This is a genomic window from Ruegeria sp. BB10 (assembly GCF_056535725.1).
Window position 1 is genome coordinate 1,918,562 of record NZ_JBQFIW010000001.1, and the last position, 22,095, is coordinate 1,940,656.

General features: G+C 59.1%; 25 protein-coding genes. 11 read left to right on the forward strand and 14 right to left on the reverse strand.

The genetic code is table 11. The features are described from left to right. Positions 1-170: 170 nt before the first annotated feature. From ACR3EP_RS09705 to ACR3EP_RS09735, 7 genes are read left to right on the forward strand one after another with little or no spacing between them, the layout of a single operon-like run. A complete protein-coding gene (locus ACR3EP_RS09705) occupies positions 171-1,385 on the forward strand; it encodes a glycosyltransferase family protein (protein WP_170351804.1) in 1,215 nt (404 codons plus the stop codon). Further along, positions 1,382-2,629 (forward strand): glycosyltransferase family 4 protein, encoded by a 1,248-nt coding sequence (locus ACR3EP_RS09710; RefSeq protein ID WP_480637524.1) that lies wholly within the window; start codon positions 1,382-1,384, stop codon positions 2,627-2,629. The genes ACR3EP_RS09705 and ACR3EP_RS09710 overlap by 4 nt, the downstream gene beginning before the upstream one ends. Beyond that, positions 2,629-3,705, forward strand: coding sequence for a glycosyltransferase family 4 protein (locus tag ACR3EP_RS09715; RefSeq protein ID WP_480637525.1), 1,077 nt, complete (start codon positions 2,629-2,631; stop codon positions 3,703-3,705). Before ACR3EP_RS09710 ends, ACR3EP_RS09715 begins: the two co-directional genes overlap by 1 nt. Then, complete coding sequence (locus tag ACR3EP_RS09720) at positions 3,702-4,286, forward strand: histidine phosphatase family protein (protein ID WP_480637527.1); 585 nt, start codon at positions 3,702-3,704, stop codon at positions 4,284-4,286. The genes ACR3EP_RS09715 and ACR3EP_RS09720 overlap by 4 nt, the downstream gene beginning before the upstream one ends. After that, on the forward strand, positions 4,283-5,425 hold the full coding sequence (locus ACR3EP_RS09725) for a glycosyltransferase family protein (protein ID WP_480637528.1): 1,143 nt from the start codon (positions 4,283-4,285) through the stop codon (positions 5,423-5,425). Before ACR3EP_RS09720 ends, ACR3EP_RS09725 begins: the two co-directional genes overlap by 4 nt. Continuing rightward, on the forward strand, positions 5,422-6,189 hold the full coding sequence (locus ACR3EP_RS09730; RefSeq protein ID WP_480637530.1) for a polysaccharide deacetylase family protein: 768 nt from the start codon (positions 5,422-5,424) through the stop codon (positions 6,187-6,189). The genes ACR3EP_RS09725 and ACR3EP_RS09730 overlap by 4 nt, the downstream gene beginning before the upstream one ends. Further along, positions 6,186-6,662 carry a class I SAM-dependent methyltransferase gene (locus ACR3EP_RS09735; RefSeq protein ID WP_170362481.1) on the forward strand — a complete coding sequence of 159 codons (477 nt, stop codon included), beginning with the start codon at positions 6,186-6,188 and terminating at the stop codon, positions 6,660-6,662. Before ACR3EP_RS09730 ends, ACR3EP_RS09735 begins: the two co-directional genes overlap by 4 nt. Here ACR3EP_RS09735 and ACR3EP_RS09740 read toward each other — a convergent pair whose 3' ends face one another. Continuing rightward, positions 6,663-7,802 (reverse strand): alpha-D-ribose 1-methylphosphonate 5-triphosphate diphosphatase, encoded by a 1,140-nt coding sequence (locus ACR3EP_RS09740; protein WP_480637531.1) that lies wholly within the window; start codon positions 7,800-7,802, stop codon positions 6,663-6,665. 52 nt (positions 7,803-7,854) lie between these two features. Here ACR3EP_RS09740 and ACR3EP_RS09745 point away from each other — a divergent pair, with 52 nt between their 5' ends. Then, positions 7,855-8,538, forward strand: coding sequence for a DUF1045 domain-containing protein (locus ACR3EP_RS09745; RefSeq protein ID WP_480637533.1), 684 nt, complete (start codon positions 7,855-7,857; stop codon positions 8,536-8,538). Here ACR3EP_RS09745 and phnN read toward each other — a convergent pair. The 9 genes from phnN to phnG are packed head-to-tail and all read right to left on the reverse strand — an operon-like array spanning position 8,520 to position 14,167. Beyond that, positions 8,520-9,068, reverse strand: a complete 549-nt coding sequence (gene phnN, locus ACR3EP_RS09750) for a phosphonate metabolism protein/1,5-bisphosphokinase (PRPP-forming) PhnN (RefSeq protein ID WP_480637535.1) — start codon at positions 9,066-9,068, stop codon at positions 8,520-8,522. The genes ACR3EP_RS09745 and phnN overlap by 19 nt on opposite strands. Then, on the reverse strand, positions 9,065-9,748 hold the full coding sequence (phnL, locus tag ACR3EP_RS09755) for a phosphonate C-P lyase system protein PhnL (RefSeq protein ID WP_480637536.1): 684 nt from the start codon (positions 9,746-9,748) through the stop codon (positions 9,065-9,067). Before phnL ends, phnN begins: the two co-directional genes overlap by 4 nt. 11 nt (positions 9,749-9,759) lie before the next feature. Further along, complete coding sequence (gene phnK / locus ACR3EP_RS09760) at positions 9,760-10,530, reverse strand: phosphonate C-P lyase system protein PhnK (RefSeq protein WP_480637538.1); 771 nt, start codon at positions 10,528-10,530, stop codon at positions 9,760-9,762. Positions 10,531-10,535: 5 nt separating this feature from the next. After that, a complete protein-coding gene (locus ACR3EP_RS09765) occupies positions 10,536-10,940 on the reverse strand; it encodes a VOC family protein (RefSeq protein WP_480637540.1) in 405 nt (134 codons plus the stop codon). Then, on the reverse strand, positions 10,937-11,797 hold the full coding sequence (locus tag ACR3EP_RS09770) for an alpha-D-ribose 1-methylphosphonate 5-phosphate C-P-lyase PhnJ (protein WP_480637541.1): 861 nt from the start codon (positions 11,795-11,797) through the stop codon (positions 10,937-10,939). The genes ACR3EP_RS09765 and ACR3EP_RS09770 overlap by 4 nt, the downstream gene beginning before the upstream one ends. Next, positions 11,794-12,042, reverse strand: coding sequence for a hypothetical protein (locus tag ACR3EP_RS09775; protein ID WP_480637543.1), 249 nt, complete (start codon positions 12,040-12,042; stop codon positions 11,794-11,796). Before ACR3EP_RS09775 ends, ACR3EP_RS09770 begins: the two co-directional genes overlap by 4 nt. Next, positions 12,039-13,130: a carbon-phosphorus lyase complex subunit gene (locus ACR3EP_RS09780; RefSeq protein WP_480637544.1), complete on the reverse strand. Its 1,092-nt coding sequence runs from the start codon at positions 13,128-13,130 to the stop codon at positions 12,039-12,041. Before ACR3EP_RS09780 ends, ACR3EP_RS09775 begins: the two co-directional genes overlap by 4 nt. A gap of 3 nt (positions 13,131-13,133) precedes the next feature. After that, complete coding sequence (gene phnH / locus ACR3EP_RS09785) at positions 13,134-13,709, reverse strand: phosphonate C-P lyase system protein PhnH (protein ID WP_480637545.1); 576 nt, start codon at positions 13,707-13,709, stop codon at positions 13,134-13,136. Then, a complete protein-coding gene (phnG, locus tag ACR3EP_RS09790; RefSeq protein ID WP_480637547.1) occupies positions 13,709-14,167 on the reverse strand; it encodes a phosphonate C-P lyase system protein PhnG in 459 nt (152 codons plus the stop codon). The genes phnH and phnG overlap by 1 nt, the downstream gene beginning before the upstream one ends. Before the next feature lie 103 nt (positions 14,168-14,270). Here phnG and phnF point away from each other — a divergent pair, with 103 nt between their 5' ends. Then, complete coding sequence (gene phnF, locus ACR3EP_RS09795) at positions 14,271-14,981, forward strand: phosphonate metabolism transcriptional regulator PhnF (RefSeq protein WP_480637548.1); 711 nt, start codon at positions 14,271-14,273, stop codon at positions 14,979-14,981. Positions 14,982-15,273: 292 nt separating this feature from the next. Beyond that, a complete protein-coding gene (rpe, locus tag ACR3EP_RS09800) occupies positions 15,274-15,960 on the forward strand; it encodes a ribulose-phosphate 3-epimerase (RefSeq protein ID WP_170398991.1) in 687 nt (228 codons plus the stop codon). On the opposite strand, the gene ACR3EP_RS09805 is transcribed toward rpe, so the two are convergent. Further along, positions 15,957-16,622: a Crp/Fnr family transcriptional regulator gene (locus ACR3EP_RS09805; protein ID WP_480637550.1), complete on the reverse strand. Its 666-nt coding sequence runs from the start codon at positions 16,620-16,622 to the stop codon at positions 15,957-15,959. The two genes, rpe and ACR3EP_RS09805, sit on opposite strands and share 4 nt — an antisense overlap. 517 nt (positions 16,623-17,139) lie before the next feature. Between ACR3EP_RS09805 and ACR3EP_RS09810 the strand changes: the two genes are divergently transcribed. Then, a complete protein-coding gene (locus ACR3EP_RS09810) occupies positions 17,140-17,481 on the forward strand; it encodes a RidA family protein (protein ID WP_170351824.1) in 342 nt (113 codons plus the stop codon). Between the two features lie 95 nt (positions 17,482-17,576). On the opposite strand, the gene tuf is transcribed toward ACR3EP_RS09810, so the two are convergent. From tuf to ACR3EP_RS09825, 3 genes are all read right to left on the reverse strand, one after another. Then, complete coding sequence (gene tuf, locus ACR3EP_RS09815) at positions 17,577-18,752, reverse strand: elongation factor Tu (protein ID WP_170362959.1); 1,176 nt, start codon at positions 18,750-18,752, stop codon at positions 17,577-17,579. A 113-nt stretch (positions 18,753-18,865) separates the two neighbouring features. After that, positions 18,866-19,459, reverse strand: coding sequence for a hypothetical protein (locus ACR3EP_RS09820; RefSeq protein ID WP_170360073.1), 594 nt, complete (start codon positions 19,457-19,459; stop codon positions 18,866-18,868). Positions 19,460-19,557: 98 nt separating this feature from the next. Further along, entirely contained in the window at positions 19,558-21,906 is a 2,349-nt protein-coding gene (locus ACR3EP_RS09825; protein ID WP_170398730.1) for a DNA topoisomerase IV subunit A, read from the reverse strand. Between the last annotated feature and the right edge of the window lie 189 nt (positions 21,907-22,095).

Below are 22,095 nucleotides of genomic sequence, written 5' to 3' on the forward strand. Positions count from 1 at the left end.
TGTAACGGGGAAAAACGCTCCGAAACCTCCTGTACTTTGGCTGTTGCCATTTCGCCATGTTTGACGAATTTGCACAATCTCGGCACCCCCTTTGGCAAGCGGCGCCAAAGAATATACGGTAACGGAGTTTAACGCGCGGATTTGCACCCAGGGACACGACAGGCGAAGGCATGAGCCTAGGAATACAAAACAACATCACCGGCCGTGCGCCGCGCATACTGTTCTACAGCCACGATACATTTGGATTGGGGCATCTGCGCCGGTCGCGCGCCCTTGCCGCAGCTATCACGCAAGCCAACCCGCAAGCGTCAGCCCTGATCCTGACCGGGTCACCCGTGGCAGGTCGGTTCACCTTTCCGCGCCGGGTCGACCACGTGCGCCTGCCAGGTGTGACCAAACGTGCCGATGGCTCTTATGCAGCGCGCACCATTGGCATGGGGATCGAAGAGGTGACCGAACTGCGCGCAGGTCTGATCCAGACTGCCGTCCAGCAATTCGATCCCGATATGCTGATCGTCGACAAGGAACCCACCGGTTTTCGTGGGGAGTTGCTGCCGACACTGGAACATCTGTTGCATTCCCAACGCACCAAGCTGGTTCTTGGCCTGCGCGACGTGCTGGACGAACCCGAAGTTCTGGCCGCCGAGTGGGAGCGGAAAGAGGCCCTTGCCGCGACCGAGCGCTTCTATCACGAAATCTGGGTTTACGGTCTGCGCTCGATCTATGATCCGACCAAAGGGCTGCCGCTTAGCCACGCAGCGCAATCGCGCACGCATTGGACCGGTTACCTGCGGCGGGATCTTGGCCCTGTAGGCGAGCCACCTGAACAACCCTACATCCTAATCACGCCAGGTGGCGGTGGCGACGGTAAGGCGATGGTGAACCAGGTTCTCTCCGCTTACGAAAAAGACCCTACCCTGTCGCCGCGTGCAGTGCTGGTTTACGGCCCCTTTCTTTCCGGTGAGTTGCGTGAAGAATTCGAGACCCGCGTTGCCGCGTTGAATGGCCGGGTGACCGCCGTGGGGTTCGAATCCCAGATCGAAACGCTTTTTGCGGGGGCCGCCGGGGTGGTCTGTATGGGCGGTTACAATACTTTCTGCGAAGTTCTGTCCTTTGACAAACGTGCCGTCATCGTGCCTCGCACGACGCCACGACTAGAACAGTGGATTCGCGCCTCGCGCGCAGAAGGACTGGGCCTTGTGCGGATGCTGGACGAAAACCGCGACGGGCTGACAGCGGATGCGATGATCGAGGCGATCCGCGACCTGCCGCACCAACCCCTGCCATCGCAGACCATTCAGGACGGGCTGCTGGACGGGTTGGATTATGTCATCGACCGCGTTGACGCGTTGCTAGGCCAGGAACAGGAACGGGCCATCGGATGACCACAGCCCAGCCGAAACTGGCGGTGCTGGTCAAAGGGTGGCCGCGCCTGTCCGAGACGTTCATTGCCCAGGAACTTGTCGCCCTGCAAGAGGCCGGGCACAGCTTTGACATCTGGTCTTTGCGCCATCCGACCGACATAAAACGGCACCCGCTGCACGACCGTTTTCAGGGTCAGGTGCATTACCTCCCTGAATACCTATACGAAGAACCACAGCGCGTATGGGCTGCGCGACAGACTGCGCAAAACCTGCCGGGCTATGCCGAGGCCTACCGGGTCTGGCGCGCCGATCTGCGCCGTGATCCGACCCACAACCGCATACGGCGTTTTGGTCAGGCCTGCGTTCTGGCCGCCGAATTACCCGACGCGACACAAGTGATGTACGCGCATTTCATGCACACCCCATCCTCGGTCGCGCGCTACGCCGCCATTATGCGTGGCCTGCCGTGGAGTTTTTCTGCCCACGCCAAGGACATCTGGACATCACCCGAGTGGGAAAAGATCGAAAAACTGCGCGCCGACACTCATGGAGCGGCTTTTGGTGCGACCTGCACGTCAATTGGGGCCGACCATCTACGCAGTTTGGCCGACGATCCCGCGCGGGTTGACCTGATCTATCACGGGCTGGATCTGAACCGTTTTCCATCTCCGCCAAACCGTATGCCACGCGCGCCGGACGGGCCGTTTCACATGCTCTCGGTCGGTCGTCTGGTCGAGAAAAAGGGCTTTGACCGGCTGATCGACGCGTTTTCCATGCTGCCAGAAACGCTGGACTGGCACTGGACGCACATTGGCGGCGGAACACTTGGCAATGCCTTGCGTGATCGAGCCGACGCCGCTGGCCTGTCGCAACGGATAACGTGGCAAGGCGCTTGTGATCAACCCGAAGTGATCGAAGCAATGCGCAGCGCAGACCTGTTTGTGCTTCCCAGCCGGATCGCCAGTGACGGAGACCGCGACGGGCTACCCAATGTTTTGATGGAGGCCGCATCACAGCTGTTGCCGATCCTGTCGACGCCGGTATCGGCCATCCCCGAGTTTATTGAAACCGGCACCCACGGCGTCTTGTCCGACGATGATCCGGCCGCATTGGCCAGCGCCATCATCCATCTGGCCGCCAATCCGCAGCAAACTGCTTTGATGGCAAGTGCCGCCTATGATCGTTTGATCGCCGATTTCCGCATGGACCCCGGCATTGCCCGCCTGTCCAAACGACTGCGCGCATTGGGTTCGGACATAGGCTGATGGCACGAGTGGCCTTTTACTCTCCGATGAAAGCGCCGGACAGCCCGGTGCCGTCGGGGGATCGCGAAATGGCCCGTAACCTGATGCACGCGATCGCCGCGCAAGAGGATATGGTCGAACTGGCCTCGCGGCTGCGCATCTACGACAAAGCCGGGGACGCGCAGGTGCAGGCCGCATTGCGCGCCGAAGCTGACGCCGAGGTGCAACGTCTGCTCGCCGATCTTCCCGCGGACACCGCGCTTTGGGTGACCTATCACAACTATTACAAGGCCCCCGATCTGCTGGGCCCGCGTGTCTGCAAGGCGCGCAACATTCCCTACGTTCAATTGGAAAGCACCCGCGCAACCAGCCGCCTGACAGGTCCCTGGGCAGGGTTTGCAAAAGCTGCACATGACGCCTGTGATGCGGCGCAGGTGATTTTCTACCACACCTCCAATGACCTGATCACTCTGGAACGGGAACGGTACGGGGATCAAAGCCTTGTGGAACTGCCCCCTTTCCTGCCCCGGTCGGATTTGCCGCCCGCCTCGGGCTGTGAGGGGCCGATGCTGACCGTGGGCATGATGCGGCACGGTGACAAGCTGGCTTCTTACACTCTTCTAGCGCAGGCTCTGGCCTTATTGGACGGCGACTGGTCCTTGGATATTGCGGGTGATGGCCCAGCACGTCCCGTAGTCGAGGTGCTGATGGCACCGTTCGGATCAAAGGTCCGGTTTCTGGGGCAATGTGACCGCGATGCATTGCAGAAGCTGTACGGTGCGGCCTCGGTACTGTTGTGGCCGGGAGTGAACGAGGCCTATGGCATGATCTATCTTGAGGCGCAGGCCAGCGGTGTGCCTGTTGTAGCGCAGGACCGGCCCGGCGTGCGGGATGTGCTGTCCCCGTCGGACTATCCTTCGGTCGACGCTGGCCCCGAAGGATTGGCTGGACGGCTGCGCACCTTGCTGGATGACCTTTCTTCCCGCCTGTCGCTGGGGGCCAACGCCCGCGCGCGCGTGGCCGAACGTCACCTGATGCCTGCAGCAACCGACCGGTTCTGGCAGGCAACGCGACCCTTGATGGAGGTTCGGTCATGACCCGGCTAGCACTGCTTCGACACGGTCACACCCATTGGAACCGCGCGGGCCGCATTCAGGGGCGCAGTGATATACCGCTAGACAAAGATGCGCGGGCAGAGCTATCCGCTATGCAACTGCCCGCGCCATGGAAGGACGCGGACCTCTGGTCCAGCCCCTTGCTGCGGGCCAGCGAAACCGCCCGTCTGGTCGCGGGACGCGAGCCGCAGACTTCGGACGCGCTGACCGAGATGAACTGGGGTGATTGGGAAGGGTTACACGGGGTCGACCTGATTGCCGACCCAGATAGCGGATACCGCCATATCGAAGACTGGAGCTGGGATTTTCGCCCGCCAAACGGTGAAAGCCCAGCTGAGGTCTGGGCCCGTCTACACCCCTGGCTGAACGCGTTGTCGGGCGATACGGTTGCCGTCTGCCACATCGGTATTATGCGGGTCATTCTGGCGCGGGCCTGGGGATGGGATTTCAATGGCCGCGCCCCCTTTAAAATCAAACGCAACCGCATGTATATCGTCGATATGTCGACACTACGTCCCCAGCCCGAACCCGTCCGCCTGATCAGACCAGAGGCATCACAATGAAGGTGATGATCGTTGTCACGCACTTGTTGGGCACTGGGCATCTGAGCCGGGCGCTGACTTTGGGCCGGGCTTTCGTACGGGCCGGGCACGAGACCTTTGTTGTCTCGGGTGGAATGCCGGCACCACAGCTAGACAGCGCGGGCATGACCCTGTTGGGGCTTCCACCGCTGCGTTCGGACGGCACGAATTTCACCCGGCTTTTGACCCAAAGCGATGAAGTGGCCGATGCCGCCTATCTGACATCTCGTGAAACCGCATTGGTCGCAGCCTTGCAGAGTTTCGCTCCTGATGTGCTGATCACCGAGCTTTTTCCCTTTGGTCGCAGGTCACTTGCGGCCGAGTTCAATGCCGCCTTGGTAGCCGCCTGGAACTTACCGCGACGGCCGGTCGTTCTGGGCTCGATCCGCGATATTCTGGCCCCGCCATCGAAGGCATCAAAGGCGGAACGCACAGAAGAGATCGTGTGCCAGTATTACGACGGTATCCTCGTCCATTCAGATCAAAGCGTTGTTCCGCTGGAGGTGAGCTGGCCGGTGACCGATCGATTGCGCTCGCGGTTGTTCTATACCGGTTTTGTTGCGCCCGAGGCGCCTGTGCCGCATCCTGACGCGGTGGGCGATGGCGAAATATTGGTCAGCGCCGGTGGCGGATCTGTGGGCCAGCCGATCTTTCGCGCGGCCATTGAGGCCGCCCAAAAGATGCCCAACAGGCGCTGGCGCCTGTTGGTGGGCGGGCAGGACGCAAGGGCACGTATTGATCAACTGTCACAACTCGTGGGCGATGCCCAAGTGACGCTGGAACCGGTGCGCCCGGACTTCCGGCAAATGCTGCCCCATGCGGCAGCCTCGGTCAGTATGTGCGGCTACAACACGGCGCTGGATATTTTGCAATCGGGAACGCCTGCGGTTTTTATCCCGTTCGACGACGGCAAAGAGGTTGAGCAGGGTTTGCGTGGTCAGAGCCTCTCGGACCTGTCGGCCATCGATGTGTTGCCTAGCAAATCCCTCAATGGGGATTCATTAGCGCGGGCCGTTGCGTCGGTCATGGCAGATGGCCCACGCCCGGTTTCAGCGCAGGGCTTTGACGGGGCCGCAAGATCGGTCGAGATTGCCGTGAACTTGCGGGAGCAAACAAGATGATGGACTGGCGCCCTTTGGAGGCGGAGTTGGACATCTGGCAGGCGCAGGGCTTGTCGCTGCCGCTGTGGTGGCGGGATGATGACGCCATATCAAGGACACCGCAGCTTGAAAGGCTGTCAAAGCTGTCGCGGTCGCTTGACCTGCCCGTTCATCTGGCGATCATTCCTCGAGATGCCGATGCCGGGCTGGGCGATTACGTCACGCAGCAGCCGTGGCTGATTCCTGTAGTGCATGGCTGGGCGCATCAAAACCACGCACCGCCTGACGAGAAGAAATCCGAATTCCGGTTGCACCGCCCGCTTGAGGCCATAATCGTCGACGCGCAATCCGGGCTGGAGCGCCTGCGTACTTTGTTCGGAGACAGGCTGTGTCCGATGTTTGTACCGCCCTGGAACCGCATCGCGCCCGAGGTGGTGCAGGAATTACCTGATCTTGGGTATCGCATCGTTTCGACAGCGACACCGCGCAAGACGCGGGAACCTGTCCCAAGGCTGGAGCAGATCAACACCCATCTGGACCCGATTGACTGGCGCGGAACGCGCGGGTTGGTGGCGGCGGACAAGTTGACCATTCAGACAGCAGACCTTTTACGCGACCGGCGTGAAGGACGCGCCGACATTACCGAACCTTTTGGCGTCTTGACCCACCATCTGGTCCATGATCAGGAGATCTGGACCTTTACCCAAGAGCTGCTGAGCCGACTTCTGGACGGCCCCGGTTTTGCCTGGGCAGGCCCCACAATACCAACCGGAGAACCCGAATGAGCCGACTGGATTCCATGCTACGCCGCCTGACCGCGCAACGCGACGGGTTGAATTGGGCGGTCGCCCAGATCAGCGACATGGACGGCGATGTTCTGGACATGGGGCTGGGCAACGGTCGCACCTATGACCATTTGCGGGAAATTCTGCCGGACCGGAGGATATGGGTCATGGACCGGGTGCTGCAATGCCATCCGTCCAGCACCCCTCCGGCCGAGGACTTTCTGCAGGGCGAAGCGGAGCCCATGCTTGAAAAGCTTGGTATCGACGGGCCAAAGATCGCGCTGGCCCATTATGATTTTGGACGTGGCATCAAAGAAGACGATGTTGCCGAAGCAGCGCGTCTTAGCCCGCTAATTGCGCGGGTAATGCGGCCCGGCGGGTTGCTGATATCGGGGCAACCTCTAACCGGGTTCGAAGAGATCAAAGGTCCGGATACCATCGCGCCGGACCGGTATCTGTTCTACCGCGCCTGATCAAGCCACGCGCCGTCCACGAGACCACACCCCGTTCAGCGCCGGGGCGCCATGGTGAAGACAGAATCGGATGATATCTGCGCGCGCGCCGCTGCGCAGTTCTCCGCGGTCGTCCAAACCAACAACCTGTGCTGGCGTCCGCGTCACCGTTCGCAGGCCACGGGCCATATTGCCCCATATCTCCCCCAGACGTGTAGCCGACAACAGCAACGCGGCGGGAACATAATCTGAGGAGAGAATGTCGAGATGGCCCAGATCGGCGAGTTCCTGAGCGGCCACATTGCCGGAATGCGACCCGCCCCGGATCAGATTAGGCGCCCCCATCATCACCTTTATCCCGTGTTCGCTGCAGGCGCGTGCGGCCTCGACGGTGGTGGGAAATTCGGCCAGCCGGATGCCGTGTCCTGCCGAGACTCGCACCTGTTCCGGTGTGGTGTCATCATGGCTGGCCAGCATGGCCCCGAACCGCTTGGCGGCCTTGACGGTTTCGACCTCGTGCTTGTCTCCGTTGCGCTTTCGCATTGCCTTGAGGTCCGCGACATGGCGCTGAAACCCTTCGCCCTCCAACCCCAGCTTTCCTTTCAGGTAAATCTCAAGTTTCGACATATCTTGAAACTGACGTTGGCCAGGTGTGTGATCCATCAGCGAAACCAGCCCAACCCTATCTTCGGGGCCGAACTCGTTTAACTCCTCGACCAGGGTCTCTGAACACACCTCGGCCCGAAGATGCAGAAAATGGCTGATCTTCAACACGTCTTGTTCCCGCAGTTGCCACAGTTCACGAGACAGTTCGCGGGCGTATCGTCGGTAACGCTGGCCGCTGGGGATTGACCCAACGCGTATCGCATCGAAGACAGTGGTGATCCCGGTGCTGGCCAGCTCGGCATCATGGGCCAAGATGGCCGCCGCATGCGGCCAGTCGACCTTGGGGCGCGGTTGGATATGGCGTTCCAGATTGTCGGTGTGCAGCTCGACCAGACCGGGACTGACATAGTCACCTTCGCAATCAATCGCGCCCGGGAGAACCGTGCGGCCAGTGGCGATCTCGGCAATCGATTCACCTACGATACGGACGCTGCCGGTGATCGTCTCATCGGCAAGAACAAGCGTGGCATTGGCAAGGATCATTTCTTCTGTCATCTGAACTTCACACGGTCTGAACAAGTGGAAAGGCCGCGCACAGGAGGCCAACGTGACATTCACGCGATACGCGATCTATTTTATGCCACCGGCGCGGGCGGAATGGACGAAATTCGCCACCAGCTGGCTGGGCTGGGATATGGAGGTCGGAACGCCCATTGCCCGCCCGGTGATAAACGGTGTGGACGTTGCAGCCGTGACCGAGGTGCCGCGCAAATACGGGCTGCATGCGACGATGAAGCCCCCGTTTCACCTGCGGGATGGGCAGTCGGTTGAAGCGTTGCACGACGCCTGCGCGCGGCTTGCGGCCACGCAGGCCCCGGTCGCCCTGGACGGGCTGCAGATCGCCCGACTGGGTCGGTTTCTGGCTTTGCGTCCGATGGGGGATGAGGTCGCTCTGAACGCGTTGGCTGCCGCCTGTGTGCGTGATCTGGACAGCTTTCGTGCCCCGCCATCGGAGGCCGAACTGCACCGCCGCCGCGCCCATGGCCTGAACGCCCGGCAAGAGGCTAACCTGGTGCAATGGGGTTATCCGCATGTGATGGAGTCTTTCCGCTTTCACATCACCCTCAGCGGAAAATTGGACAAACCCACGTTGTCGACAGTTGAGCGCGCGCTGCAATCGCACCTTGTTCCCCTGCTGCCCGCGCCTTTTCAAATCAATGATCTGGCTTTGGTGGGCGAGGCAAGGGATGGGCGGTTTCACCTGATCCATCGCTACGTCCTTTCCGGCTGAAGCTGATCGAGAATGGTTTCAACCGTGGCCTCCAGCGGCCCGGAGTTGTCGATCTCGATCACCCGTTTCAGCCCCTCGGGCAAAGGCACTTTGGCACACGCCAACCTTCGTGTCTGCTCAGGCGCGCTCTCACGTCCGCGCATCAACAGGCGTTGCGCCAATACTTCAGGGTCAGCGGTCAGAGAAATCACGATCAGATCGCCTAACACCTCTTGGGCCTGCAACAAGACGGATCGGGACAGGTTCACCAATACCGCATCTGCCCTTTGCCGCTGTTTTTCAATGGTGCGGGGCACGCCGTAGAACAGACCATGCGCGGACCAGTGTAGCGCAAAGGCATCCCGCGCAACCATCTGATGAAACTCAGTATCAGACACTCGGTCGAAATCCTCACCTTCTTCGCCCTCGGGTCGCGTGATCACGCGGCGTGCCAAACAAATGCCGGTCGCACGGGCCACCAACGTCTGCATCACGCTGTCCTTGCCGACGCCTGACGGGCCCACGACCGCTATGACAGTTGCAAGGCTCATGCGGCCATTCCAGGTGCAAAGTCGGATACGTTGACCTCGCGATCACAGGCGCACTTGCGTGCGTCCACGTCGTGGAAAATGCCGACAATTGCCGCGCCACGTGCCTTGGCCTGAGTGATCATCGCCAGAACCGTCTCGCGGTTCTGCGCATCCAGTGAGGCCGTGGGCTCGTCCAGCAACAACGCCGGATAGTCATGCACAAAGCCCCGCGCGATATTCACCCGCTGCTGTTCACCGCCGGAAAATGTCGTAGGGCTTAGGGTCCACAAGCGTTCGGGAATGTTCAGCCGCACCAGCAGATTAGCTGCTTTGTCCAGAGCCACTTGCCGGTCAAATCCGATGGCCAACAGCGGTTCGGCCACAACCTCAAGCGTTGGCACTCGTGGGACGACACGCAGGAATTGGCTGACGTATCCCAGCGTTTCACGGCGCAGGTTCAAAATCTCACGCGGTTCAGCCTGAGCTACGTCGAGCCCACCAACCAGAACCTGACCGGATGCCGCCAGATAATTGCCATAGATCACCCGCATCAAAGTCGACTTGCCCACCCCCGACGCCCCGGTCAAAGCAACACACTCGCCAGGCAAGACTTTCAGCGAAGCGCCTTCCATCACCGGGATCACGGCACCGTTCTGATTGTGCAGGGTAAAGCTTTTGCTGACACCTTTAAGTTCGATCATCGCCTTCCCTTTCACACTTGCAGTACGCTTGAAACCAAGAGCTGCGTATAAGCGTGCTGCGGATCGTCCAATACCTGATCGGTCAACCCGGCCTCAACCACGTGGCCGTCCTTCATCACCATCAACCGATCCGCCAGCAGCCGCACCACGGCCAGATCATGGGTTACGATTATGGCGCTCAGCCCCATCTCGCGCACCAGCCCCCGCAGCAGGTCCAGCAAGCGCGCCTGAACCGAGACATCCAGCCCACCGGTCGGTTCATCCATGAACACCAGCCGAGGCCCCGTCACCAAGTTGCGCGCGATCTGCAAGCGCTGCTGCATCCCACCGGAAAACGCGGTGGGGCGGTCATCAATGCGGTCTGTGTCAATCTCGACTCGCCCCAACCAATCCATAGCATCGCCTCGGATCGACCCATAGTGGCGGTTACCCAAGGCCATCAGCCGTTCGCCTATGTTCCCCCCCGCGCTGACCGACATGCGCAAACCGTCGCTTGCATGCTGATGGACAAAGGCCCAATCCGTTCGCCCCAGCATCCGGCGTTCGGGTTCCGACATGGTCACTGTGTCCATCGGACCATCCGTGCGCGTGTCAAAGATCACCTGCCCCGTGTCCGGCTCCAGATAACCTGCCAGACAGTTCAGCAATGTTGTCTTGCCTGAGCCACTTTCGCCAACAATGCCCATCACCTCGCTGGGATAGAGATCGAAACTGACTCCCGTACAGCCGATTCGTGCACCATATGTCTTGGTGATGCCCTGAACGCTTAGCAGGGGTGTCATAACCGTCACCTCGGATCGTAGGCAAACTCGATCCGGTTGCCGCCGGGTTCCCGGATCATGAAATGGACTTTCGGACCCGCGCCGGATGGCTCTGGCGCGAATTCGACCATAACCCCTGGCCAGTCCTTGATGGCATCGAATACGGTGTTCAGCGCGGCCTCGCCCGGCACTTTGAATGCCACGTGATGCAGACCCACATTTGCGTGCCGATCGAACCCGCGCCGGTTGTCACCCTTCTGCTGCCACAGGGTCAGCACGGCGGCACCGTTGCTGATAAAAGCCGAGGGGTACTCCGGCTTGCCACCCACTACATCCCAGCCTAACCCGTCGACAAAGAACCCTTTCGAGGCGTCCAGATCAGCGACCGTCAGGCCAAGGTGATCAATTCCCAATACATTCTGCCGTATCATATCTCGCCTTCCTTGCTTAATCGCCCTTGGCTCCCCCGCGCGCGTCGCGTGCAGCAGTAATCCGTGTCGGAACAGACAAACATCCGGTTGCCTGCATCATCCATGATTACCTCGTCCAGATAACTGTCCTCTGCCCCGCACAGGTCGCAGGCATGATCGGCCTTGGTGGGTTCGAACGGGTAATCTTCGAAATCCAGGCTCACCACTTTGGTATGCGGCGGCAGCGCATAGATGCGTTGTTCCCGCCCGGCCCCGAACAGCTGGATTGCGTCCATTTCCAGCTTCGGGTTGTCGAATTTCGGGATCGGCGACGGATCCATCACATAACGCCCCGAGACGTTTACCGGATAGGCATATGCGGTCGAGATCGCCCCGTGTTGGCTGATATCCTCGTACAATTTCACATGCATCAGGCCATAGTCCTCAAGACTGTGCATCTTGCGGGTCTCGGTCTCGCGCGGTTCGAGAAAACGCAGGGGTTCAGGGATCGGTACCTGATACACAAGGATCTGATCCTCGGTCAGTTTTACTTCGGGGATGCGATGGCGTGTCTGGATAACAGTTGCCTTCGCGGTTTCCTCGGTTGTCGCCACCCCTGCGGTGTTTTCAAAGAACTTGCGGATCGAAACGGCGTTGGTGGTGTCATCGGCCCCCTGGTCAATCACTTTGAGCGTATCGTCCGGCGTCAATGTTGCAGCCGATACCTGCACGCCGCCCGTTCCCCAGCCATAGGGCATGGGCATCTCACGGCTGGCAAAAGGTACTTGATATCCCGGAACAGCCAGAGCCTTGAGGATAGCTCGACGGATCATCCGCTTGGTCTGCTCGTCCAAATATGCAAAGTTGTACTCATTCATTTTGAAGTATCACTTTGTGTTTTGGTATTTTTATGGACGTTTTTGTATGTGGAGCGGTCTTTTTGGCCGTTATGTTTTATCTCATCCTGCATATCCGCCATTCCAGACGGCGACGAGAATCGATGCTGCGGGACAAGGCCGGTATTTGGAAAGCAATCGGCGCCCCTGACCTTGGCGATCACAGAGTGAAGGACACGGAGTAGGAGCAATAAACCGCTTATCCGCTGTGCGTTGGTTGGGCTCATTCGGCTGCCTCCTGCGGTGTAGTCCACGCCTCGGCCTCGCGCCGCAGCTTGCGGACCAATTCCAGTTCGGACTGAAAATCCACGTAGTGCGGCAGCTTGATATGTTCGAGGAACCCGGTCGCTTGAATGTTGTCCGCATGGCTCAGGACAAATTCCTCGTCCTGCGCAGGGGCACCCAGATTGTCTTCTCCCAATTCCTGCCAGCGCAACGCGCGGTCGACCAAAGCCATGGCGATTGATTTGCGTTCCGACTGGCCAAAGACCAGACCATAACCGCGCGTGAACTGGGGTGGTTCGGTCTTGGAGCCCTTAAACTGGTTCACCGTCTCGCATTCGGTCAATTCCACCTCGCCGATTTCGATGGCAAAGCCCAACTCGGGAATATCCATCTCGACCGCGACTTTGCCGATGCGCAATTCGCCGACAAAGGCGTGGTTGCGGGCGTAACCGCGCTGGGTTGAATAGGCCATGCCCAACACAAACCCCTCATCCCCGCGGGCCAGCGATTGCAGGCGCAGGGGGCGCTCGGCCGGAAACTCCATCGGTTGCCGGGTCAGGTCAGTCGGGGTGTCTTCGCTTGCAGGTTCATCCTGAATGATATCCTCATCCTTCAGAAAGTCGGCGATATGCGGAACCGGGTCTGTGCGTGGCTGACCTTTGGGTGAGGGCGGAACCTCGCCCTCGGCGGCCAGTTTGAAATCCAGCAAACGATGTGTGTAATCAAAGGTCGGACCCAGCACCTGTCCGCCCGGCGCATCCTTGAACGTGGCCGAGATTCGGCGGTCGCAGGCCATACGGTCTGTTTCAACCGGGTTGGTATACCCGAACCGGGGCAAGGTGGTGCGATAGGCACGGATCAGGAAAATCGCCTCGATCAAATCGCCGCGCGCTTGCTTGATGGCTAGAGCAGCCAGATCGGGGTCGAACAAAGACCCTTCGGCCATTACCCGGTTTACCGCAAGGCTCAGCTGTTCACGGATCTGCGCGATGCTGAGTTCAGCAACATCGGTCGCCCCGCGCCGTTCCTCGGCCAGCCAGGCATGGGCGTTTTCGATGGCCTTCTCACCGCCTTTTACAGCCACATACATCGACTAACCCTCTGCTTTGATCTGCGTGCTCCGCGGCAAGGCCGCGACTTTGTCACCGCAGGTGAAGAAGAAATCGCATCCCAATGGATACAGCGCCGCATTGGCCCGAAGCGTCGGAATATCCGGTAGTGACAGACGGGCGACGCCCTTGATCCCCGGCCCCGTCAGCATTGCCCCCGCTTGATTTAGGTCGTCACATTCCACGATCAGCGTCGCTGAACGGTCAGGATACTCAGGCGTTCCAATGCGGAACTGCCCCAAGGGCATCAGCGCTTGCCACGTTCCGATTGCGAAGTCAGCCTGGTCCGCTGCCACAAGCGGCGCACCGGTGTGAAAGGTCAACCATTGCCGCACTGCATCCGTATCAACCTCACCCGCCAAAAACACACTGGTGTCCGGGTCGCAAAGCGTCAGCAGCAACGTCCCCGCCACCACGGACAAGGGCGCGGGTGGGTGCGTGCCGATGATCCTGCGGATCTCACCCGGGCGCGCCATGACCGTCATCGCGGCACGAAAAGCATAGGCCGCTTCAATTGGTGCGTTCTGGAACCCGCCTGAAAATTGGTTTTGCACGGTCATCAGTCTTCACCTCGCACCATCGTAAAAAACTCGACCTTGGTGGCCGCGGCCTTGGCGGCGCGGGTTGTTTTGGCTGTCTGCATCTGTTGACCAAGCGGAGCGATCACCCGCGCACGAACGTCTCCGGCGGCGTCGGTTTGCATCAACGCATCAACCAGCGCCGCTTTTTCCGCTTTTCGCTTGGAACGCCCCTGCACATAGCCATGGCCAACTGTTCCGTCCTGCAACGCGAGCGAACAGCGCGTGATCGTCATTTCACCCAGATTAAATGGCGCGCCTGTGCCGCCGATCCGTCCGCGCACCATCACACCACCTACTTCGGGGTGACGGATCCATTGAAAGCGCTGAAGCGCGCCAATTTCATCCAACAACGCAATCAGTTCTTCTTCTGGAGCGCAGGCCAGCAAACCCATCCATTCCTGACGCGCAGCATTCGCGGTTTTTGTTTTATCGGTCATCAAACCCCCTTGGCCAGGTTGTCTACATGAGCTATACAACTAGACAAATATTACACCCCTCGCGGAGAACCCGCAATCCTCGCACCCGTGAAAGTTTGGTGACATGAATAAAACGCCTGTCTGGAAAAGCATTGCGCTCAGCCTGACCTCGGACATAGCCGAGGGGCGATACAATACAGGTGACCGGTTGCCGACCGAGGCGCAATTGGCGGCGCAACATGGTGTCAATCGGCATACGGTACGGCGCGCGCTGTCGGACATGGCCGAACAAGGTCTGGTCCGCCCACGGCGCGGGTCAGGCGTTTTTGTGGCCGCGCGCCCGACCGATTATCCAATTGGCAAACGGGTGAGATACCACAAAAGCATATCGGCCAGCGGTAAGATGCCGGGCAAGACGATCCTGTCGTTGACCACTCGCGCGGCAGATGAAACCGAAGCCGAAGCTCTGCAGCTTACCCCCGGAGACACGGTTCACGTGTATGACGGCCTGTCTCTGGCCGATGGCCAGCCCATCGGCCTATTTCAGAGCGTCTTTCCGGCCGATCGTCTGCCCGACATCCTGACTGCGCTGCAGGACACGCGATCCGTGACCAAGGCACTGCAACGCTGCGGCGTCGCAGACTACACCCGTGTGTCTACCCGCCTGACCGCGCGGGCTGCCACGGCGACACAGGGTTTGCATCTGCAACTGTCGCAAGGCGCTCCGGTGCTGTTTTCGACGGGGATCAATGCCGATCTAAACGGCGTACCGGTCGAATTCGGGCGCACGGTTTTTGCAGGAGAGCGGGTTACCCTGACCCTGAATAATGATTGAGCACCGGAGGCTCCCGCCCGTCTTCGACCTCCTTGCGGAGGCCTCATCCCGTTGGGCGTAGCGCCGCGCTGCGCGTGGCGCCGGGCCCAAAGCCGCCAGGGGGTATCGGCACAGCCCATGCGCCTGCGGGTGCGGGAGTGGCTCCGCCCTTTGACATGACTGCTCCTATAATGCTCAAGCACTCCTGCAACGCGGTGAAAGTTTTGTAACGTTGGGCAAACCGCGGGGGCTACCCTTTGCAATGCAGCGCAGGTATACGCGACCGCGACTCTTCAGCTGACGCGAGGCCACCATGAGCTTTGACCGCACCATCAAGATCGCCCCGTCGATCCTATCCGCCGATTTCGCCAATTTTGGGCAAGAGATTCAGGCGATCGAGGCCCAGGGCGCGGATTGGGTCCATGTCGATGTTATGGATGGCCATTTCGTCCCGAACCTGACCTTTGGCCCACCCGCCGTCAAAGCATTCCGCCCGCATGTTAAAACGGTGATGGATGTCCACCTGATGATCGCGCCGGTTGATCCTTATATTCAAGCTTATGCCGATGCAGGTGCCGATATCCTTACAGCGCATATCGAGGCCGGTCCGCACACCCACCGTACGATGCAAGCCATTCGTGCAGCCGGGATGAAGGCAGGGGTTGCGCTGAATCCCGGCACGCCAGCCGAAGCCGTCGAACATCTTCTGGACCTGACCGATTTGGTCTGCGTTATGACCGTGAACCCAGGATTCGGTGGTCAGAAGTTCATCGACATGACCAGCAAGGTCCGCAAACTGCGTCAGATGATCGGTGACCGCCCCGTGCATATCGAGATCGACGGCGGTGTTGACCCGAAAACAGCCCCGTTGGTTGCGGCCGCAGGTGCTGACGTGCTGGTAGCAGGATCAGCCGTCTTCAAGGGTGGATCAGTTGAAAGCCCCGGTGTCTATGGCGACAATATTCGCGCCGTACGGGCTGCCGCAGAATCTGCGGTTTAGGCCATCTGCAATCTGGCGGTTTGCAGAAACCGCGAAATCTCGAGCCCAAGGCTGGCTTCGATTGAAATTGCCAGATCTGGCTGTTTTTGCAGTTCCGCAGTCAGATCGGACATGTTCCATTCGATCACCCGTGACGGTTTAAGGGCTGTCACGGTCACCGGCGCGGTAAAGCCCTGATCTTTGGCCAGAAAGGCCGTCCCGCCAAGGAACCGGCCTTCGCCCAGCGTGTCTACGCGATCTCCGCTCAACTCAACACCGATTTCCCCATCCACGATAAGCGATAGGCTGTGTACCGGGCTACCTTGCGTTAACAGATTGGTTCCAACCGGAACTGTTTTTGCAACTCCCATTCTCAGCAGGTCATATGCGTCCCGCTCCGAGAAATTGCGCAAAGCGATTTCATAGAGGTGTCTTTGCATATCGGTAAATGGCACCGGGCGTCGTTCCAGCAACAAACGCATAATCCAAAAGATGTTGATACCGGTGAAAAACAGGTTCCACCCGATCGGGGCCCACAGCGGCGCGGGTTGCAGATAGTAATAGGGCAGCAGGATCATCGCGCCAATCACCGACAGAACACGCAGCCAGAAAATATCCCTGACTGAATAAGATATCAGGTAAAAGACATTCGCCGCATTTACCAAAAGGTCCAAACCCACCATGCCCTACCTCATCAGTTTTGCGCGCTGACCGGGGCCAGGCGCGCTTTACAGGTGCATGTTGAGTTTAGCAGTCGCTGTTAGGTGGGCTAGAGCGTTGATTCTGACCTATTACTTTTTCACCCGGAATCTTTCAGGTTTCTCTGAAAGACAGGTTATGTGGCTTACTTTCTGCTGCGGACGTGGCAGGTGCGATCTGGTGCCCGTCTCAGGATCATCGGCGCTTAGGATTGCGGCTTGCATGTCGCCCAGATCGGTGCTGTGCAGGATACGCGTGCTGTAGTGTACGAACGGAAGTCCAAACATGATTTACCCCAAACTCTGATTTTCTGACACCAACCCCTGCGGGTCTCGCGCCGTTTGCTTCGAGTGCAAACATGGGGTCACTTCTTTGCGTTGAGGTGGAGGTAAAATTAAAACGCCAAAACGACCGCAGATCTTGCCACGAAAATAGCAATTGCCAAGCAGGTCATCTTGTGACCATGAACAGCCGCATCAAACATCTAAATGAGAATGCCCCATGATTGAACGCATCGACACCGGCGAACGGTCCTCGAAAATCGTAAAACACAACGGCGTGGCCTACCTGACCGGACAAGTCGCCGAGGGTGACACTATTCAGGAACAAGTCCGAATTTGCCTCGAAAAAATCGATGCCCTGCTCGTACAAGCCGGGTCATCACGTGAAAATATGTTGCGTGTAACGATCTGGCTGGCCGATATGAAAGATTTTGCCGGATTGAACGAGGTCTGGAATGCCTGGGTTCCCAAAGGTCACGCACCGGCCCGCGCCTGCGGGGAAGCCAAGCTGGCACGCCCCGAACTGAAAGTGGAATTTATCGTGGATGCTGCTTACGATTAAGCCTTCGGCAAAGGCAGTTTGCGCGCATTAGCATACATCCAAGCAAAAAGGGCGTCCCTTGGGACGCCCTTTCTTTGAGTATTGGCATAAGCGCCTTACTCGATGATTTTCGACACAACGCCGGCGCCGACGGTGCGGCCGCCTTCGCGGATGGCGAAACGCAGGCCGTTTTCCATCGCGATCGGGGCGATCAGCTCAACCTCGAACGACACGTTGTCGCCGGGCATGACCATCTCGGTGCCTTCGGCCAGGGTCACGGTGCCGGTCACGTCCGTTGTACGGAAGTAGAACTGCGGACGGTAGTTCGCGAAGAACGGAGTGTGACGACCGCCTTCTTCCTTGGTCAGGATATAGGCTTCGGCTTCGAACTTGGTGTGCGGTGTAACCGAGCCCGGCTTACACAGAACCTGACCACGCTCAACGCCTTCACGGTCAACACCACGCAGCAGAGCGCCGATGTTGTCGCCCGCTTCACCGCGGTCCAGCAGCTTGCGGAACATTTCAACACCGGTACAGGTGGTTTTGCTGGTGTCGCGGATGCCGACGATTTCAATCTCGTCGCCAACGTTGATCACGCCTCGCTCAACACGACCCGTAACAACGGTACCGCGGCCCGAGATCGAGAACACGTCTTCGATCGGCATCAGGAACGGCTGGTCAACAGCACGCTCAGGGGTATCGATGTAGTCATCAACAGCCGCCATCAGTTCCTTGATCTTCTCTTCGCCGATTTCCGGGTTGTTGCCTTCCATCGCGGCCAGAGCCGAACCTGCGATGATCGGAATATCGTCGCCGGGGTAGTCATACGAAGACAGCAGCTCGCGGATTTCCATTTCCACCAGTTCCAGCAGCTCTTCGTCGTCAACCTGGTCAACTTTGTTCATGAACACGACCATCTTCGGGATGCCAACCTGGCGGCCCAGCAGGATGTGCTCGCGGGTCTGAGGCATCGGGCCGTCAGCAGCGTTCACAACCAGGATCGCGCCGTCCATCTGAGCGGCACCGGTGATCATGTTCTTGACGTAGTCGGCGTGGCCGGGGCAGTCGACGTGTGCATAGTGGCGGTTGTCGGTCTCGTATTCCACGTGGGCGGTCGAGATGGTGATGCCACGAGCCTTCTCTTCAGGCGCGCCGTCGATTTGGTCATACGCTTTGAAGTCACCGAAATACTTGGTGATTGCTGCGGTCAGCGTGGTTTTACCGTGGTCAACGTGCCCAATCGTGCCGATGTTGACGTGCGGTTTTGTACGCTCAAACTTTTCCTTTGCCATTCCTCAGGCGCCCTTTTGCGATTTGGGGGACCCTCGGTCCCGTGGTTACATCTGCGCGCGCGAGATATTTGGTTCAAAGGGGAAAATCAAGCACATCCTGCGTGAAAAGCAGGTTAAGATGCCGGATTTTGCGTAACAACACCGGATTCGAGCGGTTGGATCAGGTCTGGACGACGATCAAACCAGCCATTGTCTTTATGTTCCTCGGCCAACCATTCCTCGACTCGGTCAGCGACCTTCAGTGCAAGCCCGCTCATCTGCTCTTCTTTGGTCCGTTCGTGGCCAGAGCCCTTCAAAGCACTGCCGCCGGTCGTGTCCTCGAGAACCTGGAACTGCTTGCCCTTGGCAAGGAACTCTTTTTTGTTCACGTCATAGACGTTGACCAGGACAATGGCCGTGCTTTTCGGATTGTAGATGACCGGGATACCCGGAGGCGCAAGCATATAGCCTTCGAGGCTGATACCGATGTCGTATTCCTGCACGCCTTCATAGCGACCCAGCCGGATATCAACTGCGTTCTGAATAGCAGCGGTCCATTCATCCGGTGTGGCATCGCGGCTGACCGGCCCCTGCACCGCCTTGTCAGCAAAGGCATAATTGACCCGCAACTTGAATTCGCCCAGCGATTCCGGCTCTTCATAAAGCTGCGTTTGCGTGCAGGCGCCCATAAGGGCCAATCCGGTGATCAAAGTCAGAATGCGCAGCATAGGTTCATCTCGATAGGCCTGTTTTTCTTTGGTCTAGCGCACCGATACGGCCTGTGCCAAGCCGTATCAGCGAAATTCTACCTGCGTCCAGCGCATAATCACGAGAATTTATAGTCACGCGGGAAACCATAGGGTGGCTTTTTCCCAACACTGGCGCGCTTGGCGAGCCATTGGGACATATCCGCCTCGTGCCGGGTTTTATCCCCACCCATCGACCACTTGAGACCCTCTTCCCAGTTGAAGGTGGTCAGGTCGGACAAGCCGCCATCCAGCTCAAGTGTGCCCTGCCGTCCACGCGCCATGTTGTATTTCTGCAGACGCACGCCTTTGCCGCGGGTCATCTCGGGCAATTCTTCGGTTGGGAAGACCAGGAACTTACCGTTCTGAGACACCACCGCCACGTGATCGCCATCAATGGGCTTACAGATCATTGCGGTTTCTTCGCCTTTGACGTTCAGCACCTGTTTACCGTTGCGGGTCTGGGCCAGCACCTCATCCTCAGGCACCATGAACCCGTTACCCGCATCCGAGGCCACAAGCAGCTTGCGCCCGGGTTTATGGATCAGGATGTCGATGATCTGCGCCTCGTTCGGTAGATCGACCATCAAACGCAGCGGCTCGCCCATGCCCCGCCCGCCGGGCAGGTTGGCGGCGCTGACCGTGTAAAATCGCCCATTCGAGGCAAACACCAGCAGCCGGTCCGTCGTTTCCGCGTGGAAGATGAAACGCGGGCCGTCGCCATCCTTGAATTTCAACTCGCGCTTCAGGTCGATATGCCCGGTCATGGCGCGAATCCAGCCCATCTGAGAGCAGACGACCGTGATCGGTTCCTTATCGATCATCGCCTCAAGGGGAACCTCTTCAACCTGTCCGGCTTCGGCAAACTGGGTTCGACGCGCGCCGCCTTCGTAATCCTTGCCAAAGGTCTTTCTAGTCTCTCTCAACTGCTCGGCGATCTTGGCCCATTGCAAGGCCGGATCGGCCAGCAAGTCCTCAAGATTGGCGCGCTCCATCATCAGCTCGTCGCGCTCGCGCACCAGTTCCATCTCTTCCAGACGGCGCAAGCTGCGCAGGCGCATGTTGAGGATCGCGTCGACCTGAACCTCGGACAGCTCGCCCTCACCCGGTTTGGGTGAGACATAGTCGGCCTCGCTAGTGGCGCGAACATGATCGATCCCCCAGTCCTCGCGCATCAGCGCGGCTTTGGGGTCGTCGTCGTAGCGGATAATGTCGATCACTCGGTCAAGGTTCAGGAAGGCAACGATAAAGCCTTCCAGCACTTCCAACCGATGGTCGATCTTCGCCATCCGGTGACGCGAGCGACGCAGCAACACCTCTTGCCGGTGATCCAGGAAGGCGCGCAGCACTTCCTTCATCGAACAGACCTTGGGCGTGACCCCGTCGATCAGCACGTTCATGTTCAGGCTGAACCGCACCTCAAGGTCCGAGTTGCGATAGAGCATACCCATCAGCACCTCGGGGTCCACATTCTTGGAACGCGGCTCAAGTATCAGGCGGATGTCATCAGCAGATTCGTCGCGCACATCAGCGAGAATTGGAATTTTCTTGGTCTGGATAAGCTCGGCGATCTTTTCGATCAGCTTGGATTTCTGAACCTGGTACGGAATCTCAGTGACAATGATCTGCCACTGGCCACGGCCCAGATCCTCAACCTCGAACTTACAGCGCAGGCGGAAGGACCCGCGCCCGGTGCGATAGGCCTGCGCGATATTCTCGGGCGGCTCGACAATGACGCCACCGGTCGGGAAATCGGGGCCGGGCACATAGTTCAGCAGGGTGTCGTCACGCGCGTCTGGTGTTTTGATCAAATGCAGGCAGGCGTCACACAGCTCGGCGATGTTATGCGGTGGAATGTTTGTCGCCATACCGACCGCGATGCCGCTGGAGCCATTGGCCAGCAGGTTCGGAAACTGCGCGGGCAGCACGACCGGTTCGGTCAGCGTGCCGTCATAGTTATCGCGGAAATCGACGGCGTCCTCGTTAAGACCCTCAAGCAGCGCCTCGGCGACGATGGTCATCCGTGCCTCGGTGTATCGCGAGGCCGCCGGGTTATCACCATCGATATTGCCGAAGTTCCCCTGCCCGTCGACCAGCGGGTAACGGACGTTGAAGTCCTGCGCCAGACGCGCCATCGCATCGTAAATCGCGGCGTCGCCGTGCGGGTGATAGTTGCCCATCACGTCGCCGGAAATCTTCGCAGACTTCCGGAAACCACCCGTCGCACTGAGTCGCAACTCGCGCATCGCATACAGGATTCGCCGGTGAACCGGCTTCAGCCCGTCGCGCGCATCAGGCAGCGCCCGGTGCATGATGGTGGACAAAGCATAGGTCAGATAGCGTTCGCCAATCGCGCGGCGTAGCGGTTCGGCTATCTCGCCCCCGTTGTCGGGGGCCTCCATGTTGGGGTCGTCGATCGTATCGGTCATACATGATGTGATACGCCGCAACCGCGCGCTGGTAAAGCGAGCAGCACGCATTTTACTGGGGACAAGTGGCGCTTTTTGCAACAGGGGGAGGCAACCCCCCGATTTCCCCCGTCTTTCGACTTGGACCCTGAAATATGCTACGCTGACTGGATTAGACTGCTGCCTATTTCTTGTATCTTACGATTGACC